Origin of the sequence: Thermoactinomyces daqus, assembly GCF_000763315.1 — a bacterium.
In the GTDB taxonomy this organism is placed as follows: domain Bacteria; phylum Bacillota; class Bacilli; order Thermoactinomycetales; family Thermoactinomycetaceae; genus Thermoactinomyces_A; species Thermoactinomyces_A daqus.
In genome coordinates, this window is record NZ_JPST01000035.1 from 132,922 (window position 1) to 150,388 (window position 17,467).

At 49.4% G+C, this 17,467-nt stretch carries 15 protein-coding genes and 2 riboswitches; of the genes, 7 read left to right on the top strand and 8 right to left on the bottom strand.

Features of this window, described 5'->3' with window-relative positions; all coding sequences use genetic code 11:
* The 4 genes from JG50_RS0114325 to JG50_RS0114340 form a co-directional block, all read right to left on the bottom strand.
* Entirely contained in the window at nucleotides 1-654 is a 654-nt protein-coding gene (locus tag JG50_RS0114325; RefSeq protein WP_033101781.1) for a methylthioribulose 1-phosphate dehydratase, read from the bottom strand.
* Nucleotides 651-1,310: a 2-hydroxy-3-keto-5-methylthiopentenyl-1-phosphate phosphatase gene (locus tag JG50_RS0114330; protein WP_033101782.1), complete on the bottom strand. Its 660-nt coding sequence runs from the start codon at nucleotides 1,308-1,310 to the stop codon at nucleotides 651-653. The genes JG50_RS0114325 and JG50_RS0114330 overlap by 4 nt, the downstream gene beginning before the upstream one ends.
* On the bottom strand, nucleotides 1,307-2,548 hold the full coding sequence (locus JG50_RS0114335; RefSeq protein ID WP_033101783.1) for a 2,3-diketo-5-methylthiopentyl-1-phosphate enolase: 1,242 nt from the start codon (nucleotides 2,546-2,548) through the stop codon (nucleotides 1,307-1,309). The genes JG50_RS0114330 and JG50_RS0114335 overlap by 4 nt, the downstream gene beginning before the upstream one ends.
* Before the next feature lie 197 nt (nucleotides 2,549-2,745).
* A riboswitch (SAM riboswitch) is annotated at nucleotides 2,746-2,901 on the bottom strand.
* Between the two features lie 51 nt (nucleotides 2,902-2,952).
* Nucleotides 2,953-4,149, bottom strand: coding sequence for a pyridoxal phosphate-dependent aminotransferase (locus JG50_RS0114340; RefSeq protein WP_033101784.1), 1,197 nt, complete (start codon nucleotides 4,147-4,149; stop codon nucleotides 2,953-2,955).
* Between the two features lie 99 nt (nucleotides 4,150-4,248).
* Between JG50_RS0114340 and JG50_RS0114345 the strand changes: the two genes are divergently transcribed.
* The 3 genes from JG50_RS0114345 to mtnA all read left to right on the top strand — a co-directional run bounded on the left by JG50_RS0114345 (nucleotide 4,249) and on the right by mtnA (nucleotide 7,690).
* Nucleotides 4,249-5,040 (top strand): carbon-nitrogen family hydrolase, encoded by a 792-nt coding sequence (locus JG50_RS0114345; protein WP_033101785.1) that lies wholly within the window; start codon nucleotides 4,249-4,251, stop codon nucleotides 5,038-5,040.
* A 121-nt stretch (nucleotides 5,041-5,161) separates the two neighbouring features.
* A riboswitch (SAM riboswitch) is annotated at nucleotides 5,162-5,328 on the top strand.
* Between the two features lie 89 nt (nucleotides 5,329-5,417).
* Nucleotides 5,418-6,632 carry an S-methyl-5-thioribose kinase gene (mtnK, locus tag JG50_RS0114350; RefSeq protein ID WP_033101826.1) on the top strand — a complete coding sequence of 405 codons (1,215 nt, stop codon included), beginning with the start codon at nucleotides 5,418-5,420 and terminating at the stop codon, nucleotides 6,630-6,632.
* Nucleotides 6,632-7,690: an S-methyl-5-thioribose-1-phosphate isomerase gene (gene mtnA, locus JG50_RS0114355; RefSeq protein ID WP_033101786.1), complete on the top strand. Its 1,059-nt coding sequence runs from the start codon at nucleotides 6,632-6,634 to the stop codon at nucleotides 7,688-7,690. The genes mtnK and mtnA overlap by 1 nt, the downstream gene beginning before the upstream one ends.
* 47 nt (nucleotides 7,691-7,737) lie before the next feature.
* Here the strand turns inward: mtnA and JG50_RS20195 are convergent, their stop codons facing one another.
* Nucleotides 7,738-7,899 carry a hypothetical protein gene (locus tag JG50_RS20195; protein ID WP_160173888.1) on the bottom strand — a complete coding sequence of 54 codons (162 nt, stop codon included), beginning with the start codon at nucleotides 7,897-7,899 and terminating at the stop codon, nucleotides 7,738-7,740.
* Between the two features lie 251 nt (nucleotides 7,900-8,150).
* On the opposite strand from JG50_RS20195, the gene JG50_RS18985 reads away from it, so the two are divergent.
* Complete coding sequence (locus JG50_RS18985) at nucleotides 8,151-9,209, top strand: protein-L-isoaspartate O-methyltransferase family protein (RefSeq protein WP_052154356.1); 1,059 nt, start codon at nucleotides 8,151-8,153, stop codon at nucleotides 9,207-9,209.
* Between the two features lie 328 nt (nucleotides 9,210-9,537).
* On the opposite strand, the gene JG50_RS0114365 is transcribed toward JG50_RS18985, so the two are convergent.
* Both JG50_RS0114365 and JG50_RS0114370 read right to left on the bottom strand, forming a co-directional pair.
* Entirely contained in the window at nucleotides 9,538-10,017 is a 480-nt protein-coding gene (locus JG50_RS0114365; RefSeq protein WP_033101787.1) for a GNAT family N-acetyltransferase, read from the bottom strand.
* 146 nt (nucleotides 10,018-10,163) lie between these two features.
* Nucleotides 10,164-10,583: a hypothetical protein gene (locus JG50_RS0114370; RefSeq protein ID WP_033101788.1), complete on the bottom strand. Its 420-nt coding sequence runs from the start codon at nucleotides 10,581-10,583 to the stop codon at nucleotides 10,164-10,166.
* A gap of 877 nt (nucleotides 10,584-11,460) precedes the next feature.
* Here JG50_RS0114370 and JG50_RS0114375 point away from each other — a divergent pair.
* Nucleotides 11,461-13,341 carry a right-handed parallel beta-helix repeat-containing protein gene (locus JG50_RS0114375; RefSeq protein ID WP_033101789.1) on the top strand — a complete coding sequence of 627 codons (1,881 nt, stop codon included), beginning with the start codon at nucleotides 11,461-11,463 and terminating at the stop codon, nucleotides 13,339-13,341.
* Between the two features lie 36 nt (nucleotides 13,342-13,377).
* Here JG50_RS0114375 and JG50_RS0114380 read toward each other — a convergent pair whose 3' ends face one another.
* Nucleotides 13,378-14,208 carry an aldo/keto reductase gene (locus JG50_RS0114380; RefSeq protein WP_033101790.1) on the bottom strand — a complete coding sequence of 277 codons (831 nt, stop codon included), beginning with the start codon at nucleotides 14,206-14,208 and terminating at the stop codon, nucleotides 13,378-13,380.
* Between the two features lie 453 nt (nucleotides 14,209-14,661).
* Here JG50_RS0114380 and JG50_RS0114385 point away from each other — a divergent pair, with 453 nt between their 5' ends.
* Both JG50_RS0114385 and JG50_RS0114390 read left to right on the top strand, forming a co-directional pair.
* Nucleotides 14,662-16,248 (top strand): spore germination protein, encoded by a 1,587-nt coding sequence (locus JG50_RS0114385; RefSeq protein WP_052154357.1) that lies wholly within the window; start codon nucleotides 14,662-14,664, stop codon nucleotides 16,246-16,248.
* On the top strand, nucleotides 16,245-17,459 hold the full coding sequence (locus JG50_RS0114390) for a Ger(x)C family spore germination protein (RefSeq protein WP_033101791.1): 1,215 nt from the start codon (nucleotides 16,245-16,247) through the stop codon (nucleotides 17,457-17,459). Before JG50_RS0114385 ends, JG50_RS0114390 begins: the two co-directional genes overlap by 4 nt.
* The last annotated feature ends 8 nt before the right edge of the window (nucleotides 17,460-17,467 follow it).

Consider the following 17,467-nt stretch of genomic DNA (forward strand, 5'->3'; position numbering starts at 1 on the left):
CTATGCATGAATGGTTTTCATAAACTCCGGATCAGACGACAATCTGCCCAAAATAGCCATTTTCAACTGATATGAAAACAAAAATTCCAAAGCCTCCAAATGCTTTTTGGCGGCAAATCCATTTTCACCCCAGACAGTAATGCCGTGATTGCGAATCAGCACTGCTTTTGTCTGCGGTGTGATAACACGCCCGACCTCTTTGGCCAATCGCTTCAGATCTGCGTGATTTTCCACAATCGGCACCGTCAGCTCACCGTCTTCTTCCCAGATGCCAAACGCTTTGATCAGCTCCTGCCCGCGAAAGGTGATTTCTCCTTGTTCCGCATACAACGCGGAGATCACATTGTTATCCACCGTATGAACATGCAGGATGCAACCGGCATCGGTCAACCGGTAAATTTCCAGATGAATCCCCGTTTCGGCCGACGGTTTCAGCGGGGTCTCTTCCAACGGGGTTCCATCTGCGCCGACCAGCAAAAAGTCTTCGTCGGTGCGCTTGCGCTTATCTTTTCCGCTGGCCGTAACCAGGCAGGAAAACGGAGAATCGCTCACCTTGATGGAGAGATTGCCGCTGGTTCCCGGAAACCAGTCCCTTGCCGCCAGCTCATCTTTGATCTCGGCCAGCTCGTTCCATCGCTTCAGCAAGTTGCTCACGCGATTACCTCCTTTCCGGCCAGGGCGTCACGAATATCAAAAAAAGAGGCAAACGGCGTATAAGCCAACCCTTCCTCTTCACATTTCTCCTGCAAAAAATCCCGGGCAAATACGTGATCGGCCATTTTCGCAGCTTCCAGATCCGTGATCGAATCCCCGATCACGATCCGCTGATACCGGTCACCGGCAAACTTTTTGAGAATCGCCGGTTTGCAGAGGCCGCAATCATTATGGCAGGTGTCATCACAGGGATGGGGCCAGCGGATTTGAATCGTTTCGCCGGAAAAATCGCTGCCGTTGCAGTAGATCTGCTCCTTTTCCACCAACCCTTCGAGCATGGGATAAACGAAAAAGTCGATCCCGCCGCTGACGATAAAGAGAGGGATCCCCCGCTCGCGGGTATAATCGACGAACTCCTGGAATCCTGCGCGAATCCTTGCTGTTCGCTGCACAAAGGAGATGATCTCCTGCTTGAGGCCGGAGGGGAGGAGGGCAAACATCTCTCCCACTCCCTGCCGGATCGAGACCCGTTTGCTGAGCACATCATCTTTGATTTGCTCCCAGCCAGGCGGGGCAAATTGCTTCATGATCGCGATAATGTTATCCGTCTCGGTGACGGTTCCGTCAAAATCACAGAAAATAACCGGTTTCTTCATTTTTTCACCACATTCCCCCACAATTCCAGCGCCTGTGCCAGTTCCGTCTCCGTTTTCGCGGCTTTCTCCAGGGTTTTACCGTTCAAAACAGCGTCCACCGCCTGGCGAAAAGCTTTTCCGCCCGCCTCTGCACCGCCCGGATGCCCGTGGACACCGCCTCCGGCATTGATCACGCTGTCGATGCCAAAATCCTGGATGAGCGCCGGGACCATTCCCGGATGGATACCCGCTGACGGTACGGGAAAGGCTTTTTTCACTCCTTCCCAGTTGCCAGTTAATTCACTCGCAATCCCAAGGGCTTTTTCCTTCGGCAGCGCGACGCTTCCGTAAGGAGACGGAAACAGCACGAGATCGGCACCGGCCAGACGGAGCAATTTGCCCATTAACAGAGCATGTTCAAAACCGTAAAACTCCGACGGGGTCAATGCGCCGGATACAGCGGGGTGCGCCATGATCGGAACCGTGATCTGCGGATCTTCCGCCAGTGCTTGCAATACATCGAGACCATAAGCAAAGACGTTGAACAACAGCGCACTGGCTCCCAATTCAACGGCGCGCCTGGCTTTCTCTTTCAATTCGTACGTGCGGCCGGTCAGATTGACCGCGTACAGCGTTTTTTCGCCCGTTTCCTCTTCCGTATCCAGCAATACCCTCACAGCTGTTTCAATTCGCTTTTCAAACGGGGTAAGGGAATTGTCAAAGAGAATTTCATCATCTTTGACCAGATCGACGCCGCCAAGAGCCTGCTCCCGGAGCTGGTTTTGGAAATAATCCAGATCGCGGCCGATGACGGCTTTAAAGATGCTCATCGTCAGCGGCCGGCCATAAACGCCGAGCCTTTCCCTGATTCCTTCAACCCCGTACTTCGGTCCGGGAAATGCCTGAAGCAGCTCTTCAGAAAAATCGAGGTCAATTAGTTTGACTTCTCCGTCCAGCGACAATTTTCCAAATACCGTCGTCAGAATCGCTGGCAGATCCGGACTGAAATTGGCCGCTGGATAGGCGATTTTGAGCAGGGCGCGCTTCCGGCTTTCGCCAAAATAACCGTTCACCCGTTCCTCTTCCGGCAGCTCCGTAATCCCAATCACATTACCCTTGTGCCGTTTTAACTGCTCTTGCTCGATTTGCGGCAAGTTGGTCCACGAGCCGACCGTCAGCCCAAGGGCAATGCCTTCCGCTTTTTTCTCCCACTCCCCTTTGCGGTCGTGAACGAGATAGGTCGCAATGATTTGACTCACTCTTTTCATCTCCTGCGCAAAAATTTTTGGAACGTTCGCAAACGGACAACTTCTATGTGAATAAATCCTGCTCCAAATATCATCCTATGGCGGTTCCCGGCTGCAAAAGAACCTTGCAAAATCGCTCCTACACCGGGACCAAATAAAAAAACCTCTCCCGCGGAGGAAGAGGCTTTTTCATTACGGTACCGCCCTTCCTCTCATCTTTCAGCTTACGCTGGCAAGAATTAGCACCGTGCCTTGCGCGGTTTTCCCGCGGCCCCAGACGTATGCTGGTGCCCCATCTCACGATGGCATTACGGTCGGTTGCTGGGTTTCATCGGGCTTGTCCCTCCACCGGCTCTTGATAAGAGAAAATAAAAAATTCCGTTCCAATTTTCATTTTTGCTTTATATTATGACAGGTTATTCTTTGGCTGTCAATCTCTTTTCAAACAAAGACAACTTGGCAATCCGATCTGCCGCTTCGATCAAACGCTCTTCCGGCGCCAGGAGCCCGATTCGCACGTATCCTTCCCCGTGCTCACCAAAGCCGATCCCCGGAGCCACCACCACATGGGCTTCATTCAACAAGCTGTCGGCAAACTGTTCGGAGGAAAGGCTATTCGGCACCGGCAACCAGCAGAAGAAGGAACCGCTCGGCGCTTTCACCTCCCAGCCGTTTTCCCGCAGCCGTCCAATAAAGGCATTTCGCCGCCGTTCATAGGTGGATGCCAGCTCGCTCACACAAGTTTGCGGCCCCAAGAGAGCAGCTTTCGCCGCTTCCTGAACGGCGCCGAACAGACTGCAATAAAAATGATCCTGAATGAGGTTGATCGCTTCGATCACTTGGGCATTTCCCACGGCAAACCCAACCCGCCATCCGGCCATGTTATACGTTTTGCTCAAGGTGTATATCTCAATGCCCACCTCTTTTGCACCCGGAATGCTTAAAAAGCTCGGCGGCTTTACGCCGTCAAAACCGATCGCCGCATAAGCGAAATCGTGAACCACACAAATGCCGTGCTTCTCCGCCAGACGAACCGTTTCCTGAAAAAATTCGGGTGTGGCCGAAGCGCCAGTCGGGTTATTGGGATAATTGAGAAAAAGCAGCTTGGCCCGGTTCAGCGTTTCTTCGGGGATGAACGCGTAATCGGGCAGAAAATCATGTTCCGCGATCAGTGGCATTTTGGCCATCTCCGCCCCGGCCATCGCAATCCCGGACCAATAATCGGGATAACCGGGATCAGGCACCAGCGCCACATCTCCGGGATTGAGCACGCATTGGCTGATTTCGACCAGACCCGCTTTGCCGCCGAACAGAACGGCCACTTCCTTCACCGGGTCGAGATCGACGCCGTATTCCCGTTTGTAAAAAGCGGCCACCGCTTCTTTGAGAAAATCATAGCCGCGGAAAGGAGAATATTTATGATATTCAGGATTGTCCGCCGCGCGTTTCAGCGCTTCGACGATATGGGGAGGTGTGGGGAGATCGGGATTTCCCTGCCCCAGATTGATCACATCATGACCGGCCGCAACAAAAGCCCTCGCTTTCCCGGTCAATTTGGCGAAAAATTGTTGCGGCAAACGCTTGAGCGCATCAGAGACTTCAAATTGCTTCAACTGCCTCACTTCCAATCTCTCGCAAATGTTCTTGAAATTCAATAGAGTTATGGTATATGTTTGATTAAAATCTGTCAAAACATTTTTGGGGGAAACCTTATGCGTCTTCAACTCGCTTTGATTCAGATGGATATTTCTTTTGGAAATCCCGAAGCGAACCGGCAGAAAGTGATTCAAAAAATCGGTGAAGCCGCCTCGCATAAAGCCGATATCATCGTTCTTCCCGAACTGTGGAATACGGGGTACGACCTGTCCCGCCTCGATGAAATCGCCGATCCTGACGGCACGGAAACGAAAACGCTGCTACAGGATCTCTCCAAAAAACACCAGGTTCACATCGTCGCCGGCTCGGTCGCCAAAAAAACCGCTTCCGGCTTTTACAATACCCTGTACGCCTTTGACAAACAAGGCATCCAAGCCGGTGAATACAGCAAGGCACACCTGTTCGGCCTGATGGAAGAAGATCGCTATCTGCAGGCGGGAAGCCGGCCGGGACTATTTACCCTCGGCGATCTTCCTTGTGCTGGCGTGATCTGTTACGATATCCGCTTCCCCGAATGGACGAGAACAGCGGCCTTAAGCGGAGCTGAACTGCTCTTTGTGCCGGCCGAATGGCCACAGGCGCGCCTGGATCACTGGCGGCAACTGCTGCTCACCCGCGCCATCGAAAATCAATGGTTTGTGATCGCCTGCAACCGTGCCGGAAGCGACCCGAACAATGTTTTTGCCGGCCATTCGCTCGTGAGCGACCCATGGGGCAAGATCATCGCCGAAGCGGGAAGCGAAGAAACGATCCTGTATGCGGAAATCGATCCCGAGCAAGTGGCGGAGGTCCGCTCGCGCATCCCGATTTTCAGCGATCGTCGTCCGGAATTGTATACGAAAGAGTGACAGTCAGAATTTGTCGGCAGGCTCATCATTTACGGATTGACATTCACCGGCAGAGCGTGTATTATTCGATTACGAATCAACCGAATTCCATGCGGATACAAAAATTTCATAACATAAAAGTCTCTTATCAAGAGCAGGTGGAGGGATTTGGCCCGATGAAGCCCAGCAACCGACCGTAATGCCATCGTGAGATGGGGCACCAGCACGCAGTCTGGGGCCGCGGGAAACCGCGCAAGGCACGGTGCTAATTCCAGCGAAACGCCCTTACGCGTTTTTGCAAGATGAGAGGCTTGGAGTGAAAATTCCGAGCCTCTTAAACAAAAGGGGCTCTTTTTTATTGCCCCATCGGAAACCCGAGTGACAGGAGCTGATTCATGATGAGCGCACCGGCAACAACCGGCTATCAAACCCTGACGGAAGAAACTGTCGTCAAAATCATCGAACCCTTGCGATTTTTCACCGGTGAAGGAGAATTGAGAGTAAAAGAAATCGGGGATGGAAATTTAAATCTTGTTTTTCATCTGACTGAACCGGCCAGCGGAAAGTCGCTGATCGTCAAGCAAGCGCTTCCCTATGCAAAAGTTGTCGGCGAGAGCTGGCCTCTCTCTCTCGACCGGGCCCGCATCGAAAGCGAAGCGCTCAAAAAAGCGGCAGAGTTTGTACCTGATTTGGTGCCGAAAGTGCTGTACAGCAATGCCGAACTGGCCGTTACGGTAATGGAGGATTTGTCGGATCACACCATTCTGCGTAAAGGGCTGATCGCGGGCAATCAATATCCGAAATTGGCCGAACACGTCGGCACCTTCCTGGCACAAACCCTTTTTCATACAAGTGATTTCTATCTGCATCCCTTTGCAAAAAAAGCACTGGTTCAATCCTTTATCAACCCGGATTTGTGCAAAATCACGGAGGACCTCGTGTTCACCGACCCGTTTTTCGATCATGAAACCAACGATTTCCCCGATGAGCTGAGACCGGATGCTGAAGCACTGTGGGGAGATCAGGAACTGAAACGGGAAGTGGCCCAACTGAAACTCGCCTTCCTCACCCGGGCAGAAGTACTAGTTCATGGCGATCTGCATTCGGGCAGCATTTTCGTCACCGGTGAATCAACGAAGATGATTGATCCTGAATTTGCCTATTACGGTCCGGCCGGCTTTGATCATGGGCACTTTTTTGCCAACCTCGCCCTGAGCGCCCTTTCGCACAATTATCACACAAAAGAGCCGGGCGCCCGGTCTGATTACCAGGAATGGCTGTTCAGCGTGATCCGCGATACCTGGCACCATTTCGCCGAACAATTCAGTGAACTGTGGAAAAACAAAGGAACGGAAACCTATACCAAAGTCCCGGGGACGCTCAACGACTTTTTGCAGCAAACATGGACAGATGCCATCGGCTTTGCCGGATGTGAGATCATTCGGCGCACCATCGGGCTGGCCCATGTCGCTGATCTGGACTCGATTGAAGACCAGGGTGTCCAAATTGAATTGAAACGGCGTGCGCTGCGCCTCGGCTCCTCTTTAATCAAACGGCGCAATCAGCTCCCCGATGTTGAATCGTTCATCGCCGCGCTGAAAGGAGGAATCTGATGACAACGGTTTTATCTGTCGAATACAGGCGGGATCATGTTCTCATTCTCGATCAAACCCTTCTCCCACAGCAACAGCATTTTATCCGCTGCACGACAACAAAAGAGGTGTGGGAATGCATTCATGCCCTGAAAGTGCGCGGGGCGCCGGCGATCGGGATGGCGGCCGCCTTCGGGCTGGCGGTATGGGCCAACCGCTTCCCCGGCCTCAACTTTTCCGATTTCCTGGTCAAACTGGAGCAGGAGCACCGCTTTCTGGCCAGCTCCCGTCCCACTGCCGTCAATTTGTTCTGGGCGCTGGAGAGGGTCACGGCAGCAGCGAAAAAGGCTTCATCCGTACCCGAGGCGGTTCAGGCCATCGAAAACGAAGCCATGCAAATCCAACAGGAAGATGAAGCGGTTTGCCGCAAAATCGGCGAACATGCGCTGGAGTTGCTAAAGGATGGCGATACCATTCTGACCATCTGCAATGCCGGAGCCATCGCCACCGCACGATACGGTACGGCACTTGCCCCGATGCACCTGGCAAAGGAATACGGCAAACAACTTTCCGCTTATGCCTGCGAAACACGTCCTCTTTTGCAAGGAGGAAGGCTGACCACCTGGGAACTGCTTCAGGCGGGGATCGACGTAACTCTGATCACTGACAACATGTCCGCCCACACGATGAGAACAAAGGGGATTTCGGCAGTGATCGTCGGATGCGACCGGGTCGCCGCCAACGGGGATACGGCCAATAAGATCGGCACATTCGGATTGGCGCTGCAAGCCCGGGCCTTAAATATTCCGTTTTATGTGGCCGCGCCGACATCAACCATCGATTTAAAAACACCTTCCGGAGAAGAGATCCCCATCGAGGAACGCAATCCGGAGGAGGTAACCCATTTCGGCGGTAAACGCATTGCCCCGGAGGGGGTCAAAGTATTTAACCCGGCCTTTGATGTCACTCCCCACGAATATATCACCGCCATCATTACGGAAAACGGAATCGCCCATGGAGATTACGCCCGGGAATTGCCGCGGCTGGTCAATCAGGAAAAGGCCGTCATCAAGAAATAAAGAAAAAATCATTGGACGACTGTTGATTAACCGTTTTGCCCTGGAATTTATGCGCAAGCATCCCGGTTAACCGAGCCGTTTTCCACATCAACGATGTGATCGCGTTTGCAGCAGGGCGTGCTCTTCCCCAAAGGATCACGCCCTGCTTCCTTGCAAGCCGGTTTCATGTTCTCGGCAATTTCCCTCTTCGGGCTCCCGGCATGATTCAATCACCCCTTCTCCATCATCCACCCCTGTGATCAAATCCAATTTAAGAAACCGCAATTTTCATCTTAGCTACTTTTCTCTTGCAAAAACGCGGCTGCCGGCAGTCTCTGTTTGATCCCGCCCTTTCCACCCCCATTCCCATTTCACCAAAGGAAAAAAATCCTGCAATCCCCCTCTCCTCCCTCTTCCACATCGCAGAGCAACGACCCGCTTCTTATATTTGTGATTCCGACAAAAAATAGAGGAATTCAAAATGAAACGTGAAAAAGATCATATCATCGGTTCATCCAGACCGGCACAGAGGAGGAACAAAATGACTACGATTGCGGAAGCGTTTGAGCGCGTAAACCGTGAAAAGTTTGTACGAAAGGAGGACGGGAGCCTGATTCCACAGATTTCATCTGATGATGCAATCCGTGCCAGCCTTGAATTGTTAGATGTACAAAACGGGCAACGAGTGTTGGAGATCGGAACCGGTTCGGGATATAGTACCGCTCTGTTAGCCTCCCTTGCAGGTTCCAATGGCAGGGTTGTCTCAGTTGATGTTGAACCTGAACTCACTGCTCGTGCTCGTCAGATGTTTAAAAAGCAAAATATACATCATGTGCAATTCGAAACACAGGATGGGCGAAAAGGCTGGGAAGCTGATGCCCCGTATGATCGTATTGTGGCTTGGACAACCCCCGATCAACTTCCGGAAGCGTGGAAACATCAATTGAAAGAAGGAGGTTGGATCGTATCTCCATTCCAAGTGCTTCCGATAGCGGACACCAATGTCGTAGTCCGGTTGATAAAAGTGAACGGTGAACTTAAAGCAGATGATGTGATTCCCGGCTCCTTCATTGCCATGACTGAAAAAACACCGGAGAAGTTTTTCGGTGCTTCGATTCATGCTCATTGGGCGGGAGAAGGAGAGAATCCGTGGTGGGTCAGTTCATCATGGATGAAAAAATCCTTTGATTCCAATTGGGTTAATCGCTTTCTCCATCTGAATCCGGCAACTCCTCCTTTTCCAGAAGTCGGCGATGACCTTCGGGCGTACTTACTGGCGATATCTCCCGACGGTCTGACTACTGCGAACCATCCGGAGCACGGGAGTTTCATCGGTTATAGCAGTCAGGCAGGGTTTGCATTGATCTCTTTAAGTCATCATCGATTGCTCGCCACAGACCAGAGGCATACAAACGTCTTGATCAGTTGGCGGGAGTCGTGGCAAAGACAAAAACGGCCTTCCTACAGCCGCATCCAAGCACATGTTATTGGAAACCAGGTTCGCGTTGAACTTAAGAATTCTGATGGCAAATCCAGTTGAAGTTATCTCAATATACAGACAAAACATCCGGTTTCAAACGGAGATAAGCGGAATAACCCTTTCGCATCCAGAAATTCCAGATCCATTTGGACGGCAACCGGCATACGTCAGATTAAATATTGATTCCAATTTTTTCTTTCGTGATATTCATCAGCTTGACATAAAATTGATTGTCGATACGAATAAAGAATTGCGCACAGAACCAAATCACCCCGAAACAAACAGGCTACCCAGGCAATTGGGTAGCCTCCTTTTCAAGGGCAGTGGCAGGTGTAGAGCGATTTTATTCTCAATTGGTCAAAAAACAGAAAAGAGACTTGCCTTGAAGTCATTTTGTTAAGCTACGATGTTGCTTTGTCGATTTTTCGTATACCTTTATTGACCCGCCATGAATACCATATGCTTCTGTTATATGAGTCCACCCATATTTTTCATAATAACCTTCCAGATCAGTAGCTAAATAAAGTTTCTCATATCCTTTTTTATAAGTCTCTTGAACGGCATGTTCAAGAAGGCGGGAACCCATTCTTTTCCCTCTGTGCTCCTGATCGACGTATAGACAAGCAAGCCAAGGGTATAGATCTTGACGACTGTTAAGATCGTTTCGGATTAACGCGTATGTGCCAATAATCGATTCGTTCTGCAGCGCAACGTAAAATCTGGGGATTTCATCTTCAGTCTGGCACGAATGAAACATACAATCTTGATAAAACTTGTAGTTTCGTTTATTTCCCCATTGTTTCCAAAATACACCGACAGCTTCATCAAACAAATCTTTTCTTTGACTCAATTCAAGTATCACAAGCATTTCCTCACCTTTTCATTTCAAGTATTCTCCCAATCCAGAAACAGGATAATATACAATTACCGGACAAACATGATTGCCCGCCTTGAGATAGAATCTGAAGCTGACGGGAAAATCCGCAGAGCGGACGGCAGAGGATGGGAAAAGAATTACCCGCTCTTACTCTCTTTCAGATCAATTCGGGATATTAGACACAATAACCCTATGAAAATAAAGATAAATCCTGGAATAAAAAGAACAGTAAGAGGATCATCTCCATTTGCCAAGCCGTTTGACCAGTCATGAACGGCAACCCATATACAGAAAAGGCCCAAAACGGTAAAAATCCATCCACATACGTTAGTATATACTTTTATTTGTTTGGGGAGCGAATAATACAGAGTCACTATTGTATAAAAAAGTGCAACCCAGAAAAATGCCGCATAAGCTTTTGATGCTTCAGCCACACTTTCTTTGAAAATGTCATCGCCGAATAAGACGAAGACTGAAGATCCAAGCAACATAAGCCCACTCAAAATATTAAGTACGGACATAATAATGATAACATTCTGTTTTTTAAGCATCTCCATAATACTACCTCCAACCTTGGTTTTCTTCACACTCTTTTAGGATTATCCCCGTTCCCCTTCTGATCCTTAAAATCGCTTTCTCCCTCGCCCTGTATTCCAACGCTTCGCATTGTCAGCGGTCGAAGTTTTCAGCACTCTATACCCTTTTGGCAAGCTGGAGCACCGTCATCGTACAGCCCGCCTGAATCCTCAACAATGGTTAATCTGGTATTCCAACCATTGCAGAAACAACAACTGCCAGAAAAGTCTACTATTGATTTTAATATTATCTGACTATTGCATACAATGAGAAAGCCCCGACAATTAGTCTGCCGGAGTTTAACCATCCTCCTACCGCAATGTATTGATTGGAGCAAAGAGGGATTTGTTAGCACATCTATTGTCACTAGTCAGAGCCGCGGTCAGGGGCGTTGACCGAGCAAGCTATGTCAAAGCCTCTATCTAATTACCTTGATTCATATTTCCTGATCCCTTTTGCCGCAAAATGAAAAATTAATGTCCATAACGTGAATGCCCAAAAGAACGTCCGAGCAATGAAAGAAAACGAAATATCCGGCTGAGTGCTTTCATCGTAATCATCCCTCTTTTTTAATAAAAACAGCGTCTGCCAAGGAGGATAAGACGGTCAAATTATTTCTCAGGAATTTCAAAGTCTGCTTTTGGCCGTGCTGAAATGCGGCCGGCTATGGCATAACACAGATGAGAAATTTTTCCCGCTTCCCCAGGATCTTTCCCCGCTGCTTCTTAAAGTGATTTCCACTCCCCTCCCGATTTTACTCCACTTTTATCACCGACGGGACACGATCGCTTTCCGTGAGAGGATTACCCCTTCTTTTCACCAATATACTTATATAACTGTCAAGACAGGGGTGAGTATATGGAAGCAGACTCAATCAGACGGATCTGCCATCTGGACCAGTTTCCGCGATGCGAAGGGGAAAGCGACGATACCCCCCGCTTTCGCCGGGCAATCGAGGCTGTTCCGGACGGTGGCTTGCTCATCATCCCCGACGGTCATTATTTCGTGAAGGAAATTGAGATCGGCAAAGCCGTATCCCTCCGCTTTGAAGGAGTGGCGCTGTTGGAAGCAACCGACACATCCACCCGCTATCTTTTGAAATATGCGGGGAAGGAAAGCCCGTGCGGCTACGTTCTGGCTGCTCCGGCCGCACGCGGTGACCGCAGTGTGATGATCGCAGGCAGCGCATGTGATTTACAGACCGGCGACATGATCCTCCTTGTTGACGATACCTGCCGCCACTCGGACCATCAGGCGGAAGTCAATGCAGAAACCCATGAAATCGCGGCGGTTCAGCCTGCGGAAAAACATACGGAAATCGTGCTGAAAGATTTCGTCCGCCTGCCCAAAACCATATCCAAAACCGGGCGAAACCTGGTAAAAATCGAACCGCTGGACCATGTGACTGTCGAAAACTTCCGCTATCGCTTGAAAGAAGGAGCCGTCTGCGGTTTTGGAATCTGGGCCAAGCATATGCGCCATTTTCGCGTCAGCGGCCTGGACGGGGAACGCAGCGTTGAATCGGGCATCCAGGTGCGGCGCAGCCTTTACGTTACGGTGGAGCGCTTTCACCTGCGCAATCCGCAACAGATCGGCTCGGGACAGGGGTATGGAATCCAGTTTTACGGCGGAAACAACCATGTGATCATCCGGGACGGAATTACCTGGAAGATGCGCCATTCGGTTGATTTGGAAGGAACATTCGATGCTTTGGTCGAAAACGTCACCGATTATGAGGGACAAGGAGTCTCCTTTCTGATCTCCCACAACGGATGGTGTTCCGATATCACCTTCCGGCAATGTCAAGCCATCCGGTCCCGCTCCTCCGGATTCGTCGCCGAATCCCAAGGCGTCCCGGATCCTTTCTCTCTTTTCCATCACAACATCCAAATTTTGGATTGCCGATGGCATCGGGATCGAAATCCATCCGATTTGGCCGGTTATGGTTTCGGGGTTTGGTTCAAATGCCCCGTCTCCGGACGAATCTCCAACTTTCTCGCCCGTTATGGCGAAGGCGGTTCCTATACCCCCGGTCAGGATAACGGCGCCATCCGCCTTTTGCCCGTCGGAGTGGATATGACACTGGAGGGGATTCGCGGGGAAGGGCTGAGACGAGGAATTATTCTCGCCCATACCGGCCCCTCAAGACAACTCTCCCCCTCCGACAGCATCCACCTGCAAAACGTCACCCTGAGCCATTGTTTCTCTGCCCTGTATATTCAGCATGGAACCGGCAAAAATCTCCTGATCCGCGATCTGACCGTGCATCATATCGAGAAATATCTGATCGAGGGAAACGCTGTGGGAGGATACCGCCTTTTCTCCATCGACGGATTAACCGTCACGGATTCTCCCAACCTTACACTTTTCGGCGCAATACCCAAACCGGATGTGAAAAAGGGTCTGGCCGGGTCGCTCGGTCACGTCCGTTCAGATCAGGAATGTTCCTTGACAGACTTGAAATCCGGGTGGTCATTAACCTATGAAGACATATTTTTGAGAGGAAACGGCCTTTCCTTGACTTTTTCGGGACGGATGGAAGATTCCGGAGCAAATGCCCTTCCCGACGGAATTATCGAAGGACAAACCCTGACCCTGATCTCGCTGTCCACAAAGCCATTTTGCATTCACAGCTGCAACATCCGGGCGAAAGGAAACGGCACCTCGCTGATCCTGTCACCGGAAAACCGGAGTGCCATGTTGTGCTGGCAAAAGGGTTACTGGATGGAAATCATGTAAAAACCCCGGTACAATACCGGGGTTTTTAAGCGGGACTCAGAAATTGAAATTGTCCGGGTCGGGTCCGAAGCGATGATCTTTGTTGAGAGCGTCCAGTTTAGCCATATCTTCCGCTGACAATTCAAAATCGAACACGTCGGCATTTTCCTTAATCCGATGTGCTTTGACCGATTTTGGAATCGTGACGACGCCGTGCTGAAGATCCCACCGCAAGACGATTTGCGCCGGAGTTTTCCCGTATTTTTCAGCCAGCTCTTTTATTTCCGGCACATTTACCACTTCCCCTTGCATCAGCGGGCTCCAGGCTTCCAGCTGAATCTGCTCTTCCTTGCAGAAGGCGCGCAGCTCTTTTTGCGTCAAGTACGGATGAAACTCCACTTGGTTTACCATCGGTTTTACTTCACAATCTGCCAGCAAATCTTTTAAATGATGCACTTGGAAGTTGCTGACACCGATGGCCCGTACGCGGCCTTCTTTATACAACTTCTCCAGCGCTTTCCAAGTTTCTTTGTATTTTCCCTTTACCGGCCAATGCACCAGGTACAGATCCACATATTCCAGTCCCAGTTTATTCAGGCTCGTTTCAAATGCCCGCAGGGTGGAATCATAGCCTTGATCCGCGTTCCACACTTTTGTGGTCACAAATAAATCTTCGCGGTTTACACCGGATTCTTTAATCGCCTTGCCCACACCTTCTTCATTTTGGTAAGCCGCCGCGGTATCAATGCTGCGATAACCCAATTTAATCGCTTCTTTGACCGCATTTTCCACTTCGGAGCCTTCTTGTACTTTCCATACCCCCAAACCGAGCCAGGGCATTTTCACACCGTTGGCCAGGACGGTTGTATCAGCGAGGTGTTTTGCCATATGTATCCCTCCGATTACCTTTTTTTAACTTAAACCGGCACTCCATCCAGTCAGAAACCGAAGTGCCCTAGTTTGATTCCCTGTTTTTATATTAACTAAACTTTAGACAGTTAATTCCATATGTACAGGCGTATTGATGTGCATTATTCCGGAAGATTTGGAGTGGATTTTTGGGTCTCTGTCTCTTGTCGCATTGCGCGGAAGCAATGAAAACCACTTCTGCACCAAACTTCGGGGGCGGGCAAAACTTGCGTTCGCTCAAATATTTGCCCGCGTTTTCCCCTGCGTTTGGTGCTTGTGCTCTGTGCGAAGACGACAATGGACGTTAAAAAATCCCCCCGTCTACATCCCGTATATCATTAATCAACATACCTGATTTCCCATAAACAGGAATAGCAAAATAAAAAATGAAAAACACTATTTTTATCATAGTAAAAGGCTGGGTGATAATCCATGTTCTTTTCCCGATACCGGAACCGGCAACCGGCCTCTGGCACCAAGAAAAATCAAAACGAACCGATTGATCCGTCATTGGATCAACTCTTTAGCTACATCAAACAAGAATTTAGCGAAAGCCCCGATTTCGTAATCCGCACTTTTTCCGCCGGGAATAACAATGAAACCCGATTCGGGATCATTTATTTAGAATGTCTGGTAGACGAAAAAGTAATCGATGAATGGGTGATTAAATCCCTCACCTTAGCCTCCGGGTTGCTCCCGAAGGAATTCGACGATGAAGCACTGTCATTTGATATGGTCAAAAATCGCGCTTTGAGCATCGGAAAAATCGCCATTCTCGAGACAAAGGAAAAAATCATCAAATCGATTATATCCGGCAATGCGGTGCTGGTCGGTGCCGGATGGAAAAAAGCCATTTCCTGTTCCACTGCGAGCGAGAAGTCGCGGCCAATTTCAGAGCCGACGGCACAATCTGTCATCCGCGGCCCTCTGGACAGCTTTACCGAATCGATAAAAGTCAATCTATCCCTTATTCGCCGCCGTATCCGCAGCCCTCATCTAAAAGTGAAATCTCTGGATCTTGGTCATTTTACGCACACGAAGATTTTTGTTTTGCATATAGAAGGGATCGCCAATCCTAAAATTGTCAAAGATGTGCTGAAACGACTGAAAGAAATTGATATAGACAGTGTGTTGGAATCCGGTTATATCGAAAGTTTTCTTGAAGAAAAGACCTTTACTCCGTTTCCGACCGTTCTTACATTAGGGCGACCCGATGATATTTGTGGGAATTTGATGGACGGGCGTGTCGCCATCCTGGTGGATAACACCCCTTTCGCACTGGTCGTTCCTTCTTCATTCAGACATCTCTTTATGGCCAGCGAAGATTACTACCAACGATATGATATTGCCAGTTTTCTTCGTTTGGTCCGCTTTGTCTCTTTTTTTGTATCGTTGGTTCTTCCCTCTCTCTACGTGGCCCTGATCACGCATCATCCGCAGATGTTACCTACTTCTCTCTTGATCAATCTGTCGGCGCAGCGCGAAAATGTGCCGATCCCCACCCTGTTTGAGGCGATAATAATGGAATTAATGTTTGAAGTGATACGGGAAGCGGGAATTCGCGCTCCGCGGGTATTAAGTACTGCGATCACCATTGTCGGAGCAATTGTGCTGGGGCAAACAGCTGTATCTGCGGGTTTAGTTACACCGGCCATGGTCATTGTCGTAGCGATCACGGGACTGGCCAGCTTCGTCAATCCTTCCTATGAGCTGGCAATCACGGCCCGGCTGATCCGCTTCGTGATGATGATTCTGGCCGCTACGTTCGGGTTGCTCGGCATTACGTTAGGGCTGGTCGTGATGATCTCGCACATGAATTCGCTAAGTTCCTTCGGCGTCCCTTATTTAGAGCCGTTCTCACCGCTCAACCTAAAAGCATGGGGAGACACCTTTATTCGCCTTCCCCTATGGATGATCAGAAAACGGCCGGCTGATCTTCATCCGCTGAAGAAAAACATGATAGCCAAATACCGTTTGCGCAATGGCCGACCTAGCAAAGAAGAGGATGGATCAGGATGAGATTAAATGGTAAAAAGCTAAGGCTCATCCAGCTGGGCATAATCATGTGCCTGACCTTTCCGATCTCCGGATGTTGGAATTACTTTGAATTAAATGAGCTGTCCTTTGTGACCGCGATCGGGTACGACCAAGGCAGTCACTATCCTTATCGCTTAACATTTCAAGTCATGAATCCTAATAATATGGTTCAACAGCCAATCGGCGGAAGTGGAAAGGGAGGTTCTCCTATCACGGTTTATACAGGAGAGGGCAATAATATCATTGAAGCCATTCAAAATGCATCCAATAAGATCAGCCGACACATGAACTTCTCTCATACACAAATCATCGTGATCGGCGAAGCTTTGGCGCGCAAAGGAATTGCTACGATCTTTGATGTAAAGGAACGCTCTATGGAAGGGCGCATCAATGTTCCGATTTTGATTGCCCGCGGGACAACAGCGGAAAACGTCATCAGCGCTCTCACTCCACTTGATCAGATCCCTGCTTACAACTTAGCTCAAAAAGTTTTAATAACAGAAGGGACACCGAGTAAAGCCTTGAATCTCATTGAAAACGACGTTGTTAGCATCTTATCAACACCAGGAATCGATTTAGTTTTAAGCGGCGTCGAATTATCCAATAACGGAAAGAAAGCAACCGAGCAGCAGTCGTTCCAATCAACCTCGCCGCCACTACTTGCTATCTCAAAAATGGGATTGTTTAAAAAGGATAAACTTGTGAGTTGGATCAATAACTCTGCCGCGATCGGAACCATATTTCTCTTGGACAAAATGAAACACGGAACATTTAGCATTAATTGTAAAAACAAGCCCAGTAAAGTAGCGATTCAAATTAATTATTCCAAAACAAAAGTAGAAGCGAGTATGGTCCATGGGACCCCCACTTTTCATATTACGGTTCGGACCAATGGCGATATAAAAGAAACCGAATGCCCCCTCAATTTGGAAGATCCAAAAGTCCTCAATATGCTGGGAAAACAGTCTGCCAAAAAGATTGGCGAATTTATCCAAAGTGCGATTCATGCTGCCAAACAGGTCAAGACCGATGTTTTCGGATTTGGTCAGGCCATCCACCGCGCCTCCCCACAATCTTGGAACAAACTGAAAAACCATTGGGACGATTTGTTTACCAAAGCGAAAGTAAACCTCGATATCTTTGTCAACATCACAGACTCGGGCTTGCGGAAAAAACCTTATGAGTTCAAATAGGAGAAAGG

Coding starts and splice junctions, on each gene's coding strand:
- JG50_RS0114330 (WP_033101782.1), bottom strand. CDS start 1,310: ATGAAGAAACCGGTTATTTTCTGTGATTTTGACGGAACCGTCACCGAG.
- JG50_RS0114345 (WP_033101785.1), top strand. CDS start 4,249: ATGCGTCTTCAACTCGCTTTGATTCAGATGGATATTTCTTTTGGAAAT.
- mtnK (WP_033101826.1), top strand. CDS start 5,418: ATGAGCGCACCGGCAACAACCGGCTATCAAACCCTGACGGAAGAAACT.
- mtnA (WP_033101786.1), top strand. CDS start 6,632: ATGACAACGGTTTTATCTGTCGAATACAGGCGGGATCATGTTCTCATT.
- JG50_RS18985 (WP_052154356.1), top strand. CDS start 8,151: ATGAAACGTGAAAAAGATCATATCATCGGTTCATCCAGACCGGCACAG.
- JG50_RS0114365 (WP_033101787.1), bottom strand. CDS start 10,017: ATGCTTGTGATACTTGAATTGAGTCAAAGAAAAGATTTGTTTGATGAA.
- JG50_RS0114370 (WP_033101788.1), bottom strand. CDS start 10,583: ATGGAGATGCTTAAAAAACAGAATGTTATCATTATTATGTCCGTACTT.
- JG50_RS0114375 (WP_033101789.1), top strand. CDS start 11,461: ATGGAAGCAGACTCAATCAGACGGATCTGCCATCTGGACCAGTTTCCG.
- JG50_RS0114380 (WP_033101790.1), bottom strand. CDS start 14,208: ATGGCAAAACACCTCGCTGATACAACCGTCCTGGCCAACGGTGTGAAA.
- JG50_RS0114385 (WP_052154357.1), top strand. CDS start 14,662: ATGTTCTTTTCCCGATACCGGAACCGGCAACCGGCCTCTGGCACCAAG.
- JG50_RS0114390 (WP_033101791.1), top strand. CDS start 16,245: ATGAGATTAAATGGTAAAAAGCTAAGGCTCATCCAGCTGGGCATAATC.